The organism is Pseudomonas sp. ES3-33, from assembly GCF_000952175.1.
Taxonomy (GTDB): domain Bacteria; phylum Pseudomonadota; class Gammaproteobacteria; order Pseudomonadales; family Pseudomonadaceae; genus Aquipseudomonas; species Aquipseudomonas gregormendelii.
Window position 1 is genome coordinate 103,743 of sequence record NZ_JZRI01000147.1, and the last position, 14,451, is coordinate 118,193.

Annotated in this window: 14 protein-coding genes; 6 read left to right on the plus strand and 8 right to left on the minus strand. The window is 60.8% G+C overall.

What is annotated here, in order from left to right:
- Window positions 1-104: 104 nt before the first annotated feature.
- The 7 genes from UB23_RS24085 to UB23_RS24115 all read right to left on the minus strand — a co-directional run bounded on the left by UB23_RS24085 (window position 105) and on the right by UB23_RS24115 (window position 6,109).
- Window positions 105-959 (minus strand): alpha/beta hydrolase, encoded by an 855-nt coding sequence (locus tag UB23_RS24085; protein WP_045061757.1) that lies wholly within the window; start codon window positions 957-959, stop codon window positions 105-107.
- The gene (locus tag UB23_RS24090) at window positions 956-1,762 is read right to left on the minus strand and encodes an alpha/beta fold hydrolase (protein ID WP_045061758.1); all 807 of its coding nucleotides are present in this window, start codon (window positions 1,760-1,762) and stop codon (window positions 956-958) included. Before UB23_RS24090 ends, UB23_RS24085 begins: the two co-directional genes overlap by 4 nt.
- A 161-nt stretch (window positions 1,763-1,923) precedes the next feature.
- On the minus strand, window positions 1,924-2,367 hold the full coding sequence (locus UB23_RS24095) for a hotdog fold thioesterase (RefSeq protein WP_045061759.1): 444 nt from the start codon (window positions 2,365-2,367) through the stop codon (window positions 1,924-1,926).
- Window positions 2,368-2,399: 32 nt separating this feature from the next.
- The gene (locus tag UB23_RS24100) at window positions 2,400-4,067 is read right to left on the minus strand and encodes an AMP-binding protein (protein WP_045061760.1); all 1,668 of its coding nucleotides are present in this window, start codon (window positions 4,065-4,067) and stop codon (window positions 2,400-2,402) included.
- 176 nt (window positions 4,068-4,243) lie between these two features.
- Entirely contained in the window at window positions 4,244-4,696 is a 453-nt protein-coding gene (sixA, locus tag UB23_RS24105; RefSeq protein WP_045061761.1) for a phosphohistidine phosphatase SixA, read from the minus strand.
- Window positions 4,693-5,040 (minus strand): DUF4389 domain-containing protein, encoded by a 348-nt coding sequence (locus UB23_RS24110; RefSeq protein WP_045061762.1) that lies wholly within the window; start codon window positions 5,038-5,040, stop codon window positions 4,693-4,695. The genes sixA and UB23_RS24110 overlap by 4 nt, the downstream gene beginning before the upstream one ends.
- A gap of 43 nt (window positions 5,041-5,083) precedes the next feature.
- A complete protein-coding gene (locus UB23_RS24115) occupies window positions 5,084-6,109 on the minus strand; it encodes an NAD(P)H-dependent glycerol-3-phosphate dehydrogenase (RefSeq protein WP_045061763.1) in 1,026 nt (341 codons plus the stop codon).
- 195 nt (window positions 6,110-6,304) lie between these two features.
- Here UB23_RS24115 and UB23_RS24120 point away from each other — a divergent pair, with 195 nt between their 5' ends.
- The 6 genes from UB23_RS24120 (at window position 6,305) to UB23_RS24145 (ending at window position 13,816) form a co-directional block, all read left to right on the plus strand.
- Window positions 6,305-8,425 carry a TonB-dependent receptor plug domain-containing protein gene (locus tag UB23_RS24120; protein WP_045061764.1) on the plus strand — a complete coding sequence of 707 codons (2,121 nt, stop codon included), beginning with the start codon at window positions 6,305-6,307 and terminating at the stop codon, window positions 8,423-8,425.
- 1 nt (window position 8,426) lies between these two features.
- Window positions 8,427-9,359 (plus strand): ABC transporter substrate-binding protein, encoded by a 933-nt coding sequence (locus tag UB23_RS24125; RefSeq protein ID WP_045061765.1) that lies wholly within the window; start codon window positions 8,427-8,429, stop codon window positions 9,357-9,359.
- Window positions 9,356-11,257, plus strand: coding sequence for an ATP-binding protein (locus UB23_RS24130; RefSeq protein WP_045061766.1), 1,902 nt, complete (start codon window positions 9,356-9,358; stop codon window positions 11,255-11,257). Before UB23_RS24125 ends, UB23_RS24130 begins: the two co-directional genes overlap by 4 nt.
- A gap of 248 nt (window positions 11,258-11,505) precedes the next feature.
- Window positions 11,506-12,021 carry a 3-hydroxyacyl-[acyl-carrier-protein] dehydratase FabA gene (gene fabA, locus UB23_RS24135; protein ID WP_010211704.1) on the plus strand — a complete coding sequence of 172 codons (516 nt, stop codon included), beginning with the start codon at window positions 11,506-11,508 and terminating at the stop codon, window positions 12,019-12,021.
- 11 nt (window positions 12,022-12,032) lie between these two features.
- Window positions 12,033-13,253, plus strand: coding sequence for a beta-ketoacyl-ACP synthase I (fabB, locus tag UB23_RS24140; RefSeq protein ID WP_045061767.1), 1,221 nt, complete (start codon window positions 12,033-12,035; stop codon window positions 13,251-13,253).
- A 374-nt stretch (window positions 13,254-13,627) separates the two neighbouring features.
- A complete protein-coding gene (locus UB23_RS24145) occupies window positions 13,628-13,816 on the plus strand; it encodes a hypothetical protein (RefSeq protein ID WP_045061768.1) in 189 nt (62 codons plus the stop codon).
- Window positions 13,817-13,899: 83 nt separating this feature from the next.
- Here UB23_RS24145 and UB23_RS24150 read toward each other — a convergent pair whose 3' ends face one another.
- A complete protein-coding gene (locus UB23_RS24150) occupies window positions 13,900-14,442 on the minus strand; it encodes a DUF2058 domain-containing protein (RefSeq protein ID WP_045061769.1) in 543 nt (180 codons plus the stop codon).
- Window positions 14,443-14,451: the final 9 nt, after the last annotated feature.

Sequence of the window (14,451 nt, forward strand, 5' to 3'; positions counted from 1 at the left end):
ACGCGGGACGACCTGTTGGTCATTCGGGGTCGCTGCGGTGTAGAGATCTTTCATGGTTGTCTCCCATTTCAAGCCGCCCAGCCTCGACAGTTGCCAGGCGCAAGTCAAGGAACGGTGAAGAACCGATTGAAACAGTCTGCGACAAGATCCGCGCCAGCCTCATCATTCAGGTGCAAATGATGGCCACCTGGCAGTTGTTCCCGGCTGAAGGGTAGACGCTCCAGCAACGCCTCATGTCTGGCGAGCATGCCATCGGCGGCGACCACCAGTTTGGCTCGGCAACTGACCCGCTGCACAAAGGTCATCGCCTGTTCCGTGGTCAGGCGCAGGGGCGAAGGCAGCGTCAGGCGGTTGTCGGTGCGCCAGGTATAACCGCCCGGCACCGGCATCAGCCCGCGCTGAGCCAGCAACTCGGCGGCTTCGCGACTTACCGCTACCAGGCCTTTCATCCGCGCTTCGATGGCCCGGTCGAGCGTGGCATACACCGGCTTGCGCTTCTCCCGCAGGTCCAGTTGCGCCTGCAAGGCCATGCCCATCCGCTGCGCGGCATTTTCCGCATCGTCCGTAGGAGGAATGATGCCGTCGATCAGCGCCAGGTGCGTGACGCGCTCCGGCAGTGAACCGGCGATGATCAATGAAGCAATCGCCCCCATCGAATGGCCCAGCAGCGCAAAGCGTTGCAAACCCAGTTGCTCGGCCACTTGCAGTACATCGTGGGCATAGTCCCACATCGCGTAGCCGGCACCGGCGGGCCGGTGTCCGGAATGACCGTGCCCGGCCATGTCCAGGGCAATGATACGCAGGCCATGGAGCCTGGGCGCCAGCCGGGCAAAGCTGTTGGCGTTGTCCAGCCAGCCGTGCAAGGCGATCACGGGCAGTCCGTCCTCAGGCCCGAACAAGTGTGCCGCCAATTCGATGTGCGGCAGGTTCAGGCGAATTTCTTCAACGGCATGGCTCATGCGCAATCCTGCTTGGGACGAGCTTGCCAGCGGCTGAACAGGTTTTTCAGCAGCGTGGCGGTATCCTGGGGGCGCTCGAGTGGAAACATGTGGCCGCCGGGCATGGTCAGGGACTCACCCAGCGGCATGCGTCCCACGGCGCTGGCGTGATGGCGCATGACCACCCGGCTCTTGTGCCCGCGAACCACCGCCAGCGGCACTTTCAACTGCCGCGCCCGGCCAGGACTGGTATGGGGCACGCCCCGATAGATACTGATTTCCGTGGCAGGATCGAAGCGCAATCGCAAGGTGTCGCCAACCTGATGCAATCCGTGAAGCAGGTAGGCATCCAGGCACTCCGGATCAAAGCTGCGAAACAGGCTTTTGCCAGCAAAATAGCGGCGGGCGCTGTCCATGTCGCGGAATTCTTCGCGCCGGCCCAGGGTGCGGCCGGCCGGCGTCAGGCGATCGATGAAGCCAAAGCGCTTGGCGGCGCGAATCACCCATTGATCGGCACGAGTCAATACCGGCGAATCGAGCATCACCACCCCGCGGTAGAGCTCCGGGCAGCGCAACGCGGCATGCAGGTGCAGCACGCCGCCGAAGGAATGGCCGACGCCCCACACCGGCTCCGGTTGCTGTTGCAGGTGATGGATCAGCTCATCCACGAGGTTGTACCAATTGTCGTCCGCCGGAAAGCGCGGATCGTGGGCGTGCTGTTGCAGATGCGTGACCTGAAACTCAGGTGCCAGCGCCGCAAACAATTTGCCATAGGTTCCGGAGGGGAAACCGTTGGCGTGTGCGAAGAATATCTGTTGCGGCATACCGGCAAATCCATGAGCGAGAACATGGGGTGATTGTCCGTAAGACGGTGGGTTACGGCAATGACCATAACGGTCAGGAATGGTGGTAGGAGATATCGCCGAGATCAAAAGATCGTCCGAAGGCTCGGGCCGCGTTCGGACGATCTTTTGACTTCAAAACCTTAGCGCGCCGGAGGATTCTCGCCCAGCGGCACCACGGCCATGGTCAGGCGCGACACGCAACTGGCCTTGCCCTCGTCACTGGTCAGGCGGATATCCCAGACGTGGGTGGTACGGCCGATGTGAATCGCCCTGGCCACTGCCGTCACCCGGCCACTGCGCAGGCCACGCAGGTGGTTGGCATTGATCTCCAGGCCAACGCAGTAGAACTTGCTGGCGTCGATGCACAGGTAACTGGCCATCGACCCCACGGACTCGGCCAGCACCACCGAGGCGCCGCCATGCAGCAGGCCATAGGGCTGGTGAGTGCGATGGTCGATGACCATGCTCGCGGTCAGGGACTCGTCGTCGAACGCTTCGAAGCGAATATCCAGCACCTCGCCAATGGTGTTTTTCTGGATAGCGTTCAACTGCTCAATGTTCGGGGTGGTGCGCCACAGGCTCATCGCTGACATCCTTTGTTGGTTTTGTTCGTCAATCAATCCTGCCACAGCACGGTCTCGTTGCGCTCGCTCCATTCCTCGAACCGCCCACCGTAAGCCGCTTCGATCACATTGCGCTTGATCTTCAGGGTCGGCGTGAGGAACCCGTTCTCCACCGCCCAGCTGTCCCTGACCACCACCAGGCGGCGCAACCGTTCATGTTTATCCAGGGCGCCATTGACCTCCTCCAGGAGTTTTTCCAGGCTCGCATGCAGGCTCGCGCGACCAGTGCCCCCAGCGTCCTGCTGGCCGACGGCGGACAGCACGCACAAGCCCAGCGGCGCGCTCAAGCCATCGCCCACCACGCACACCTGCTCGATGCGCGAGTGCACCGCCAGGCGATTTTCGATGGGCGCCGGGGCCACGTATTTGCCTTTGCTGGTCTTGAAGATTTCCTTCAGGCGTCCGGTCAGGCGCAGGTTGCCCTCGGCGTCTTCCTCACCTTTGTCCCCGGTACGCAGAAAGCCGTCGGCGGTGAGGGTGTCGGCGGTTTTCTCCGGTTCCTTGAAGTAACCGAGCATGGTCGCGCCGCTGCGTACCAGTACTTCTCCGGAGGGTTCGATACGTACCTCGACATCGGGGCAGGGTTTGCCGATCCAGCCGGGTTTCTGCTGGCCGGGCAGGCAGATATGCGAGTAACCACAGCTTTCGGTCATGCCGTAGACCTCCAGCACATCCAGCCCAAGCTTGCGGTACCACAGCAGCAACGTCTGCGGCACCGGAGCTGCGCCGGATAACGCGACACGCAACGCATCCAGGCCAAGCCCGGCGAGCACTCTGTGCCCCACGCGTTTGCCAATGATTGGCAAACCAAGCAGGAAATCCAGGCGCTTTGCCGGGATCTTGCTGTAGACGCCCATCTGGAATTTGGTCCAGATCCTGGGCACCCCAAACAAGGCCGTGGGCCGGGCGCGTTGCAGGTCGGTCAGGAAGGTGTCCAGGCTCTCGGCAAAGAACACCGTTTGCCCGGTGTAGATCGACGCCAGTTCGACGAACATCCGCTCGGCCACGTGACACAGCGGCAGGTAGGACAGCAAGCGGTCAGACTCGTTGAGGCCGAACAACTGCGTGCCCCGGCTCGTGGCGAAACCCAGATTGGCGAAGCTGTGCATCACGCCTTTGGGCATGCCGGTGGTGCCGGAGGTGTAGATGATGGTCGCCAGTTCGTCTGCGGCAGGTTTGGGATCGTCCTGTATGGGAGAACTGGCCTGCAGGTCGGCCCAGCTGAAATTGAAAGTACCCGCAGGGTGCAGTGGCAGGCTGATGGTCGGCAGATGGGCGGCAACGCCCCGGGACATGCCTGGCCAGTCGTCGAGCTTGCCAATGAACGCCAGCGCCGCTTCGGAATGCTCGAGCACCTGGCTCACCGATTCGGCAGTCAGATTGGGGTAGAGCGGAACAGACACATGGCCGGCCATCCAGATCGCCAGGTCGGCAATGATCCAGTGCGCACAGTTTTTCGAGATCAGGGCGATGTGGCTGCCTTGGGGCAATTCCCGAGCTCGCAGCCAGTGGGCAGCGCAGCGTGCCTGATGGCCGACGTCGGCCCAGGTCAGCGTTTCAACCCGTCCGCCGCCCGTGGGTTGCACCAGATAGCGCTGGCGGGGATGGCGGGCTTCACGCTCGTAGAAGACATCCAGAGGCAATCGAAAAGCGCCAGACATGCGACTCGCTCCTTTTATTGGTCTGGAGCAAGCGTAGTCAACCAAGCGATTGCTTGGTTGGTTATTTTATTGCTTTATGAACGAGGCTTGCCCGCGATGGGGTCGCCTCGGTGGCCAGTTGTGCGTCAGTGCATTCATCGCGGGCAAGCCTTGCTCCCACGGCGATCGCTACAGAATCAAGGATGCTTGATACTGTTGAGCTTCATCGCCCCCGCGAGCGGTAAATCGCCCTCCAGCTCAGCCAGTCCGGCCGTAGACACTCGCTCCGGATCCTGCACATGACCATGCTGCAGATACCCGAGCAGATTGCCCACCAGCGGGTTATGACTCACCAGCAGCGCATAATCGACAGATACCAGCTGCTCCGCCACGGCTTGTGGGCGGGAATCGGGAGTGAGCCAATCGACCGTGCGAATATCCGGCTTGAAACCCAGGGCTTCACGCACCAGTTCTGCCGTCTGCTGCGCACGCTTGAAAGGACTGGCGTAGATCGCCGTCAACGGCTCGCTGATTAACAAAGCAGCGCTGCGCAACACTTCGGCGCGGCCACTCGCCGTCAATTCCCGCTCGGAATCAGGACGTGTGCCGTGCGGCTCAGCCTCGCCATGGCGCAATACCCACAGTTTCATAGTTTCGGTTCCTCATCTCGGGCCGGATGCGGTGCTGGCGGCACTGCGTGCGGCGCTTCACCCTCAGGTGCGCGCGGCGTCGGCCAGTCGGCGAAAGGCCAGGGCTTCTGGTCACTGTGGAAGCTGCCGAAACGACCGATCTGCGCCAGGAACTGGCTCAGGCTATCGCCGAAGTTCATCAGGCTGGCGCTCGGGGCACCGTAGATCAAACGATAGATCAACTGAACCAGCACCACTGCGCCAAGGATGAATTGCGCGACTTGCCAGACCAGCACGTAAACGATCATCCACAGCACGCGTAGCAGAATGGACTCGTACTTGGCTTCTTCTTTTGGTTCGTTCATTTCTCGCTCCCTGATTCAATAGATTGGACGTGCGCAGATAAATTCAGTTGAAACCACTGGTAGAAATGAAGTCGACGTCGGTTTTCGGTTCGCCGCGCATCAACAGCCCGATCACCTGCTCAAGCGTGCGCCCTTCAAACAATATCGCGTGCAGTCCGGCGACCAGCGGCATATATACGCCCACTTCCTGAGACTTGACCTTGAGCACCTTGAGCGTGTTAACGCCTTCGGCGACCTCGCCCAGGCGCGTCACCGCGTCTTCCAGGCTCAAGCCCTGGCCAAGGGCAAAACCCACCTGGTAATTTCGGCTTTTGGGCGATGAACAGGTAACAATCAAGTCGCCAACGCCGGCCAACCCCAGGAACGTCATCGGGTTGGCACCCTGGTTCACTGCAAAGCGGGTCATTTCCGCCAGTGCCCGGGTGATGAGCATGCTCTTGGTGTTTTCACCCATGCCCAGCGCGACCGCCATGCCAGCGATGATCGCGTAGACGTTTTTCAACGCCCCGCCCAATTCCACGCCGTAGCGGTCGGCACTGGCATAAACGCGGAACGTGCGGCCATGCAACGCCGCCTGCACGCGCTGGCACAGCTCTTCGTCTTCACTGGCCACCACTGTGGCGGTCAGCGCATGCTCGGCAATCTCCCGGGCGAGGTTCGGCCCGGAGATCACGCCAATGCGGGCCTGCGGGGCGATTTCCTCAAGGATCTGGCTCATCAACTTGAAGGTGTGGGCTTCGATGCCTTTGGTCAGGCTCACCAGCAACTTGCCGCTCAAACGTTCGGCATGCGGCATCAGCACCGCGCGCAACGCGCTGGAGGGCAGCGCGACGAAACACAGGTCGCAGGCGTCCAGCGTGGCCTGCAGGTCGGTGACCGGCTCCACCGCTGGCAAAATCTTGATGCCCTTGAGGTAACGCGGGTTCTCACGATTGACCCGGATGGCCTCGGCCTGCTCCGGATCTCGCATCCACTGTCGGACCTGATGCCCGTTTTCAGCCAGGAGATTGGCCACGGCGGTACCAAAACTTCCGCCTCCCAGGACCGCGATTGGGCGCTGTTCAGTCATATGCAATCCGTTAATCCATACCAATGGCGATGCCGGCATTATACGGAGCGTCCCGGTCGCGGCCAGCCCTCACGTCAATTAGCCTCGCGAACCGGGACACTCGCAACAAATCCTCGGAAATGCCGGCATCCTCCATGGAAAAGTCGACCGGCTCGGTTAACATGCGCGCCCATTCACCACGATCAGGGATGTGTTGTGTCATTTGGTTCCACGTCATCGCGCTCGCCGCTGGTTCTGGCGCTGGTTTTCAGCTCGCCATTGCTGGCAGACGACCTGTTCCTCGACGGCGAACCCTTGCCGCAAGTCCTGACGGCGACTCGGCTGAAGCAGTCGCCGGCGGCGGTACCGGGCAGCATGACGGTGATCGACAGCCAACTGATCACGGCCAGCGGCGCCCGGGACATCAGCGAACTGCTGCGCCTGGTGCCGGGGATGATGGTCGGCAACATCAGCGGCAACCAGGCAGCGGTGAATTATCACGGCACCAGCGCCAGCGAAGCACGGCGCATGCAGGTGCTGATCGATGGTCGCTCGGTTTATCGAGCCGGCTTGTCCACAGTGGACTGGAGCGATATTCCGGTGCCCATGGACGACATCGAGCGCATCGAGGTATTCCGCGGTCCGAACACCGTCAGCTACGGCGCAAATGCCTTGATGGCGGTGGTCAATATCATTACCCGCCGCCCCGCCGACAGCCATGGCTCCCGGATGAAAATTATCCGCGGTCAGCGTGACATCAATGATTACTACGCCAGCCAGGGCTTGGGCTGGGATTCCGGCGATCTGCGCCTGTCGCTGTCCGGCCTGCAAGACGACGGCTTTGACTCTGACCGCAACGGCGCCGACTACCGCGACAGCCGTCGCCTCAACCGCATCAACCTCGCCGTGAGCCAGACACTCGATGAACGACAGAGCATTGACTGGCAGCTCAACGCCAAGGACGGCAGCAACCAACGGCCTTACACCTACAGGCCGGTGTTCTCGGGGATTACTGACGCTGGGAACAATTCCGACGTAGTTGCCAAGACCTACGCAGGCTCACTGCGCTGGAACCTCGACGTCGATCCCGATCACAGCCTTTATATCCAGGGCACCGCCCAGCACTGGGACCGCCAGCAGACATGGCGTGCCTGCGATGCCGAAGTGTCATTCAGCCCGGAACTGACCCGGCTGTGGCAGCTCAACCCCAACTACACCGAAGCGCTGGCGCGCAATATTGCACGCTTCACCACCGGTGCGCCGCCGGGCCCGGCTGCGGAACGGGAGCTGGGCAATCAGGTGCTGGGGCAATGGAACAACGGCGCCCGCCAGACCCTGTGCGGCGATATCGACCAGAGTACCCGGGAATCACGCTTCGACCTGGAATTGCAGGACACCCTGAGCCTGTCCGACGGCCTGCGCCTGGTCAGCGGCCTGAACTATCGTTACGACCGGGCAGATTCCGAAACCTACTTCAATGGCACCCTGAATGACACTACCTGGCGCGCGTTCGGCCAACTGGAGTGGCGCGCCACCGAGCACTGGTTGCTGCAGGGCGGCGCCATGTTCGAAGACACACGGTTGATCGGCAGCTCCCTGACCCCGCGACTGGCCGTCAACTACCTGATCAACCCGCGCAATGGCCTGCGGGCCGTGTACTCCGAAGCGATCCGTTCGCCGGACATGTTCGAGAACAACGTCGACTGGAGCTACCGGGTAACCAACCTGCGCCCCAGCGCATACGGACAATCCAGTGCGCGCTATTTCGTCAGGACCCGAGGCCCCGGTGACCTCGAGCAGGAACACATGCGCTCCCGGGAGCTCGGCTACAACGGCTACTTCATCGAGCTGGGGCTGGCGCTGGACGTAAAAGTGTTCCACGACGAAATCAGCGGGATGATCAGCGAACCTTTGCGCAACAATCAGTACATTGCCAGTAACGCCAACCAGGCCCGCTTTACCGGGGCCGAAACGCAAATGGACTGGAGCATCAACCGCACCGACCGCCTACGCCTGACCTATGCCTACGTCGATGCTCACGCGAGCAATCCGGAAGATGAACTGCAGACCGCGCGCAACAGTGGCTCGGCCGGCTGGCTGAGAGACTGGGGGCACGGCTGGAACAGCGCCCTGTTCTACTACGGCGACGATGCGCTGAACGGCTACCGCTTCGAACGGGTCGACACACGTATTGCCAAGCGCATTCAGCTGGGTAAAGCCAGCCTGGAACTGGCCGGCGTGCTGCAGCAGCGCCTGGACCATCAACCCACCACCTTTATCGACAACCAGTACGACCAGCACCAGGTGATGTACTTCAGCGCGCAGCTGGAGTTTTAGAATGCCAGGTCGTTTGTCAGGGAAGACGCCGACCATTGGCCGCCTGTTGGCCGGTTTGTGCCTGGCCATTGGCGGCCTGCTGAACCTGCTGACGGCAAATGCCGCCGACATTCTGCTCACCGGCGCCGACGACAGTCCCGGCATGCGCTCCTTCGCCGCGGCACTGAGCGAGCGGCGGCCGGGCGACCGGGTCCGTTTTGAAGCACTGGCCAATCTGCCTGCGCCGGGAAAACTGCCACGCGACACCCGACTGATACTGCTCGACCCGCCAAGTCTCGACTGGCGCCTGCAGGATGCCCAAGGCCCGCCCACACTGGTGTTGCGCATCAGTCGTCTGCAGGCACGACAGCGCCTGGGCTCCGCCCTCCCCCAGCACCTGAGCCTGCTGTGGAGCGATCCGCCACTTGAACGCCAATTGCGCCTGATCCGCATTCTGTTGCCCCAGGCAAAACGGATCGGCGTGCTCTACGACCAGCACAGTGAGTTCCTGATCAAGGAACTGCGCCAGGCTGCGGCCCCCCTGCGCATGGAGATCGTCGCCGAGCACTGGGACGACATCAACGACAGCCGCCCCCTGCAAAGCCTGTTGAAAAACAGCGACGTGTTGCTGGGCCTCGACGATCCGGACCTGTACAACCCCAAGACCGTCAAAAACCTGCTGCTTAGCAGCTATTCACGGCAAATGGCGCTGGTCGGCCCCAACGCCGCCTTCGTCAAGGCGGGCAGCCTCGCCAGCACCTACAGCGACCAGAACGACTGGCTGGCCGTGCTCGACCGGTTGCTCGACCGCTCGCCAGCCACCTGGCCACGCACGCACTATCCCGATCGGTTCAAAGTCCTGAGCAACCCGCAGGTTGCTCGTTCATTAGGTATTGAACAGATCAATGAAGCATCTGTCGCAACACAGTTGGCCGAAGGAGTAAGCCGCCCGTGACCTTCCATCGTCGTTGGGACATCAACACCCGCACGCAACTGATCAGCCTCGGCCCTGCCCTGTTGCTGACGCTGCTGTTGATCAGCTTTTTTACCTTCGTGCGCATCCAGGACTTGCGCCAGGAGCTCAATCACACCGGTCAGCTGATTGCCAACCAACTGGCGCCCGCCGCTGAGTATGGCGTCATTTCCGGTAACAACGAGGTGCTCGAAGGCCTGCTCAAGGCCACCCTGGCCACGCCCAATGTGCGTTTCCTTGAAGTCCAGGACAGCGCCAACCGCATCCTGGTGTATGTCGAGCAACCTTCCGAAACCCATAACCGTTCACAGCAGGTCGAAGTGTTCCAGGCCCCCGTGCGCCTGCAACGGATCGCGCTCAACAACGATTTCTTCCAGAACAGCCGAGTTGCCAGCATCGCCCCCACCGAGGACTACCTTGGGCGGGTAATCGTCGGCCTGTCGAACGACGCATTCAATCAGCGCCAGCAGGAAATCCTGCTCAAGGCCGCGATCCTGGCATTGTTTGCGCTACTGTTTACGTTCCTGATCGCCAGGCGCCTGGCGGGCAGCCTGTCGCAACCGATTCGCGACATCGGCAACGCGGTCAAGGCCATCCAGGAAGGTGACTACAAGACGCCCCTGCCGATTGTCGATGATACCGAGCTGGGCGCACTGTCCCAGCACATCAACAACCTCGCCAGCGGCCTCGAACAAGCCAGCCGCGAACAGCACCAGGCGATGGAGCAGCTGATCCAGACACGCGAAGAAGCGGAGAAGGCCAACAACGCCAAATCCGACTTCCTGGCGATGATGAGCCACGAACTGCGCACCCCGATGAATGGCGTGCTGGGCATGCTGCAGTTGCTCGAAACCACCGAGATGACCGACGAACAGGTCGAGTATGCAGCACTTGCTTCGGAGTCCACCGAACACCTGCTCAAGGTGATCAACGACATCCTCGACTTTTCGCGAATCGAGCGTTCCGCGCTGGAGCTTGAGCACATCCCGTTCAACCTCGCGGACCTGATCAGCAGTTGCGCCCAGACGTTCCAGCACAGCGCGACGCAGCGTGGACTTGAGTTGGCCCTGCTGATCCCCGAAGACATGAGGCCGCTGCAGGTTCAAGGCGACCCGACGCGCATCCGGCAGATTCTGGTGAACCTGGTCGGCAATGCGCTGAAATTTACCGAGCACGGTCGCGTCAGCATCGAAGCGCAATGGCAATCGCTCGATCATGAGCTGTTGTGGTTGACCTGCACCGTGCGCGACAGCGGCATCGGTATTTCGGCCGAAAGCCTGGAGTTGATGTTCAACGCATTCCAGCAGGCCGACAGCTCCATTTCCCGGCGCTACGGCGGCACCGGGCTGGGCCTGCCGATTGCCCGTACCCTGGCCGAACGCATGGGCGGCACCTTGCGCGCCAGGAGCGAAGAAGGCCTGGGCTCGGTGTTCACCCTGGAAATTCCCCTGGCGCTGTACAAGCAGAAGCTGCCTGTCATCACGCAGCGCCTGCCGGCGGACCTGGGGGGTGGCATGGGACGCAACGTGCTGCTGGTGGAGGACAATCCGGTCAACCAGACCGTCATCGAAGCAATGTTGCGCAGTCTGGGCTTTACTGTCAGCGTCGCCGTTGATGGTGCACAGGCGGTACGCAGCGCCGAAAGCCTGATGTTCGAGGCCATCCTGATGGACTGCCGCCTGCCGGTCATGGACGGCTACGAGGCCACCCGGGAAATCCGCAAACTGCCCGGCTGCGACAACGTGCCGATCATCGCCCTGACCGCCAACGCCCTGCAGGGCGATCGCGAAGCGTGTTTAACGGCGGGAATGAACGATTACCTGGCCAAGCCCTTCAAACGCAATGACCTACAGCAAATTCTGCAACGTTGGGTGCAGTAGTACAGGCCTTTTGACCATCTGCGACTGGCGTGAAAGGCGAAAGTGCGGCAGTCTTAGGCACCCGAACAGGCCCGAAAAGGGGCTTGAAAAATAATTTCAGTGCACAAGTGTACTTTCATGTCCTTGGTGCTGTGACTTTCACCACAACGCAATAGTCTATGAGTAGGCTGCTGACTCGAGGCATTAAACGCTTCGATCGGCCGGGAAGATTCGCCCCACCTGCCGCATCGGATTATTGAGGAGCTCGCATGACCAAACAAAACGCCTTTACTCGGGAAGACCTGCTGCGCTGCAGTCGCGGTGAGCTGTTCGGCCCAGGTAACGCGCAACTGCCCGCCCCCAACATGCTGATGGTTGATCGAATCACCCACATCAGCGAAGAGGGTGGCAAGTACGGCAAAGGTGAATTGGTCGCCGAGCTGGATATCACTCCGGACCTGTGGTTCTTCGCCTGTCACTTCGAAGGTGATCCGGTGATGCCAGGCTGCCTGGGCCTCGACGCCATGTGGCAACTGGTCGGCTTCTTCCTTGGCTGGCAAGGCCTGCCAGGTCGCGGTCGCGCACTGGGTTCGGGCGAAGTGAAGTTCTTTGGTCAGGTCCTGCCGACCGCGAAGAAAGTTACGTATAACATTCAGATCAAGCGTGTGCTCAAAGGCAAGCTGAACCTGGCCATCGCCGATGGTTCGGTCAGCGTCGACGGCCGCGAGATCTACACCGCCGAAGGCCTTCGGGTCGGCGTATTTACATCCACTGACAACTTCTAAGGGTTATCCGCATGCGCCGCGTCGTTATCACTGGTCTGGGCATCGTTTCGTGCCTGGGCAATGACAAAGAGACCGTCTCCGCTAACCTGCGTGCAAGTCGCCCGGGCATCCGGTTCAACCCGGAATATGCCGAAATGGGTCTGCGTAGCCAGGTTTCCGGCTCCATTGACCTTCCTCTCGAAGAACTGATCGATCGCAAGATCTATCGCTTCGTTGGCCACGCGGCGGCTTACGCCTACCTGGCCATGAAAGACGCCATCGCCGACTCCGGTCTGACCGATGAGCAGGTCTCAAACCCGCGTACCGGCCTGATCGCCGGTTCCGGTGGCGCCTCCACGCTGAACCAGATGGAAGCGCTGGACATTCTGCGCGAGAAAGGCGTGAAGCGCGTCGGCCCGTACCGTGTCACGCGGACCATGAGCAGCACCGTTTCCGCTTGCCTGGCCACCCCGTTCAAGATCAAGGGCCTGAACTACTCCATCGCTTCTGCCTGTGCTACCAGTGCTCATTGCATCGGTACCGCCATGGAACAGATCCAGATGGGCAAGCAGGACATCGTGTTCGCCGGCGGCGGTGAAGAGGAGCACTGGAGCCAGTCGTTCCTGTTCGACGCCATGGGCGCACTGTCCAGCCAGTACAACGAAACCCCGGAAAAAGCTTCCCGTGCCTACGACGCCAAGCGTGACGGTTTTGTCATTGCCGGCGGTGGCGGCATGGTCGTGGTCGAAGAGCTCGAGCACGCCCTGGCGCGCGGCGCGAAGATCTACGCGGAAATCGTCGGCTACGGCGCGACCTCCGACGGCTACGACATGGTCGCTCCGAGCGGCGAAGGCGCCATCCGCTGCATGCAGATGGCCATGTCCACCGTTGACGCCCCGATCGACTACCTGAACACCCACGGCACGTCGACTCCAGTCGGCGACGTCATGGAGATGAAAGGGGTACGTGAAGTGTTCGGCGACAAGGCCCCGGCCATCAGCTCCACCAAGAGCCTGTCGGGTCACTCCCTGGGCGCCGCCGGCGTTCACGAAGCGATCTACTGCATGCTGATGATGGAAGGTAACTTCATGGCGGGCTCGGCCAACATCGACGAACTGGACCCGGAAGTGGCAGACATGCCGATCCTGACCAAGACTCGCGAAGACGCCACCATCAATACCGTGATGAGCAACAGCTTCGGTTTCGGTGGCACCAATGCCACCCTGGTACTGAAGCGCTGGTCGGGCAAGTAATACGCCCTGCCGCTGCGCTACACAAAAAACGCCCCGACTGGTTCGGGGCGTTTTTTTTGGTTTGGGCGCCGCCATTTCCTGCAGGCGCTGGCGAAACCTGCGATCTTCTGATGTGAAAAATCAGGATCAAAAGATCGCAGGCTTCGCCAGCTCCTACGGGCTATCGTGGGTCAAAACCCTCTTTGAACATGAAGCTTTTGTCATGAAACCAAACGCCCTGCGACCGAATGTCGCGGATTTAAAGGGCTGCAGGGCTTTCTCGATTTTCATGAAAAACTGTTACCCAAATGGCCTGTTTACTTAGCCTGCTATCAAAACTTATAACAGAGACCTGCACATGCCTTGGTGCAGGTAACTGAAATTGGAGCAAGCAGATGACTGTGAAAGTAACTGAACGCGACGATTCACACATGTCCCATGAAGGTGTAGCCGCCGGCATCCGGATCTGGGATGTGCATCAGCAAGACCTGCTGGTCGGCATGTTCCACTCAGAGACCGACGCGCACAACTACAAAGCCGAACTGGAAACACTGGAGCAGCAACGCGAACTTCGTTCCGCCTAGGCGCTGCGCCTGAGTCACTACAGCATTGAAAACGACAAACCCCGCCATGAGCGGGGTTTGTCGTCGTTGGGCGCTCTAACGGCTTACCACATCAAGTCGTCAGGGATCTGATAGGCCGCGTATGGATCGTCTTCGGCAGCGACTTCTTCGGTCTGCACATTCATGTAGACGATACGTTGCGGATCCCGCTCCTGGATCTTCAGGGCTGCCTCACGCGGTATGACTTCATAGCCGCCGCCGTGGTGCACGATCGCCAGCGAACCGCTGCTGAGCTTGTTGCGCATCAGCGTATTGACGCAGATCCGCTTGACCTTCTTGTCGTCGACGAAGTTGTAGTAGTCCTCGGTCGTCAACTTCGGCAGGCGCGAGGCTTCGATCAGTTGCTTGACCTGTGCGGCACGGGCCTTGGCCTCTACTTTCTCTTGCTGCTGACGATTGAGCTCCTGGTCACGCTTGACCTTTTCGGCCTGCGCCTCCTGGGCCAGGCGCTGCTGGGTATCATCCTGCTCGGCCTGACCTTTATGGACCAGACGCTGCTGCTTCTGCTTTTCTTTGCCGACCTGTTTGGCCTGCTTCTGGTTGACCAGCCCTGCTTTGAGCAACTGGTCGCGAAGGGAAATGCTCATGGTGCTTAG

What these genes read in the sequence shown, in the direction of transcription:
- UB23_RS24110 (WP_045061762.1), bottom strand. Translation starts at nt 5,040, where the DNA reads ATGAACGAACCAAAAGAAGAAGCCAAGTACGAGTCCATTCTGCTACGC.
- sixA (WP_045061761.1), bottom strand. Translation starts at nt 4,696, where the DNA reads ATGAAACTGTGGGTATTGCGCCATGGCGAGGCTGAGCCGCACGGCACA.
- UB23_RS24145 (WP_045061768.1), top strand. Translation starts at nt 13,628, where the DNA reads ATGACTGTGAAAGTAACTGAACGCGACGATTCACACATGTCCCATGAA.
- fabA (WP_010211704.1), top strand. Translation starts at nt 11,506, where the DNA reads ATGACCAAACAAAACGCCTTTACTCGGGAAGACCTGCTGCGCTGCAGT.
- UB23_RS24150 (WP_045061769.1), bottom strand. Translation starts at nt 14,442, where the DNA reads ATGAGCATTTCCCTTCGCGACCAGTTGCTCAAAGCAGGGCTGGTCAAC.
- UB23_RS24085 (WP_045061757.1), bottom strand. Translation starts at nt 959, where the DNA reads ATGAGCCATGCCGTTGAAGAAATTCGCCTGAACCTGCCGCACATCGAA.
- UB23_RS24115 (WP_045061763.1), bottom strand. Translation starts at nt 6,109, where the DNA reads ATGACTGAACAGCGCCCAATCGCGGTCCTGGGAGGCGGAAGTTTTGGT.
- fabB (WP_045061767.1), top strand. Translation starts at nt 12,033, where the DNA reads ATGCGCCGCGTCGTTATCACTGGTCTGGGCATCGTTTCGTGCCTGGGC.
- UB23_RS24090 (WP_045061758.1), bottom strand. Translation starts at nt 1,762, where the DNA reads ATGCCGCAACAGATATTCTTCGCACACGCCAACGGTTTCCCCTCCGGA.
- UB23_RS24125 (WP_045061765.1), top strand. Translation starts at nt 8,427, where the DNA reads ATGCCAGGTCGTTTGTCAGGGAAGACGCCGACCATTGGCCGCCTGTTG.
- UB23_RS24095 (WP_045061759.1), bottom strand. Translation starts at nt 2,367, where the DNA reads ATGAGCCTGTGGCGCACCACCCCGAACATTGAGCAGTTGAACGCTATC.
- UB23_RS24100 (WP_045061760.1), bottom strand. Translation starts at nt 4,067, where the DNA reads ATGTCTGGCGCTTTTCGATTGCCTCTGGATGTCTTCTACGAGCGTGAA.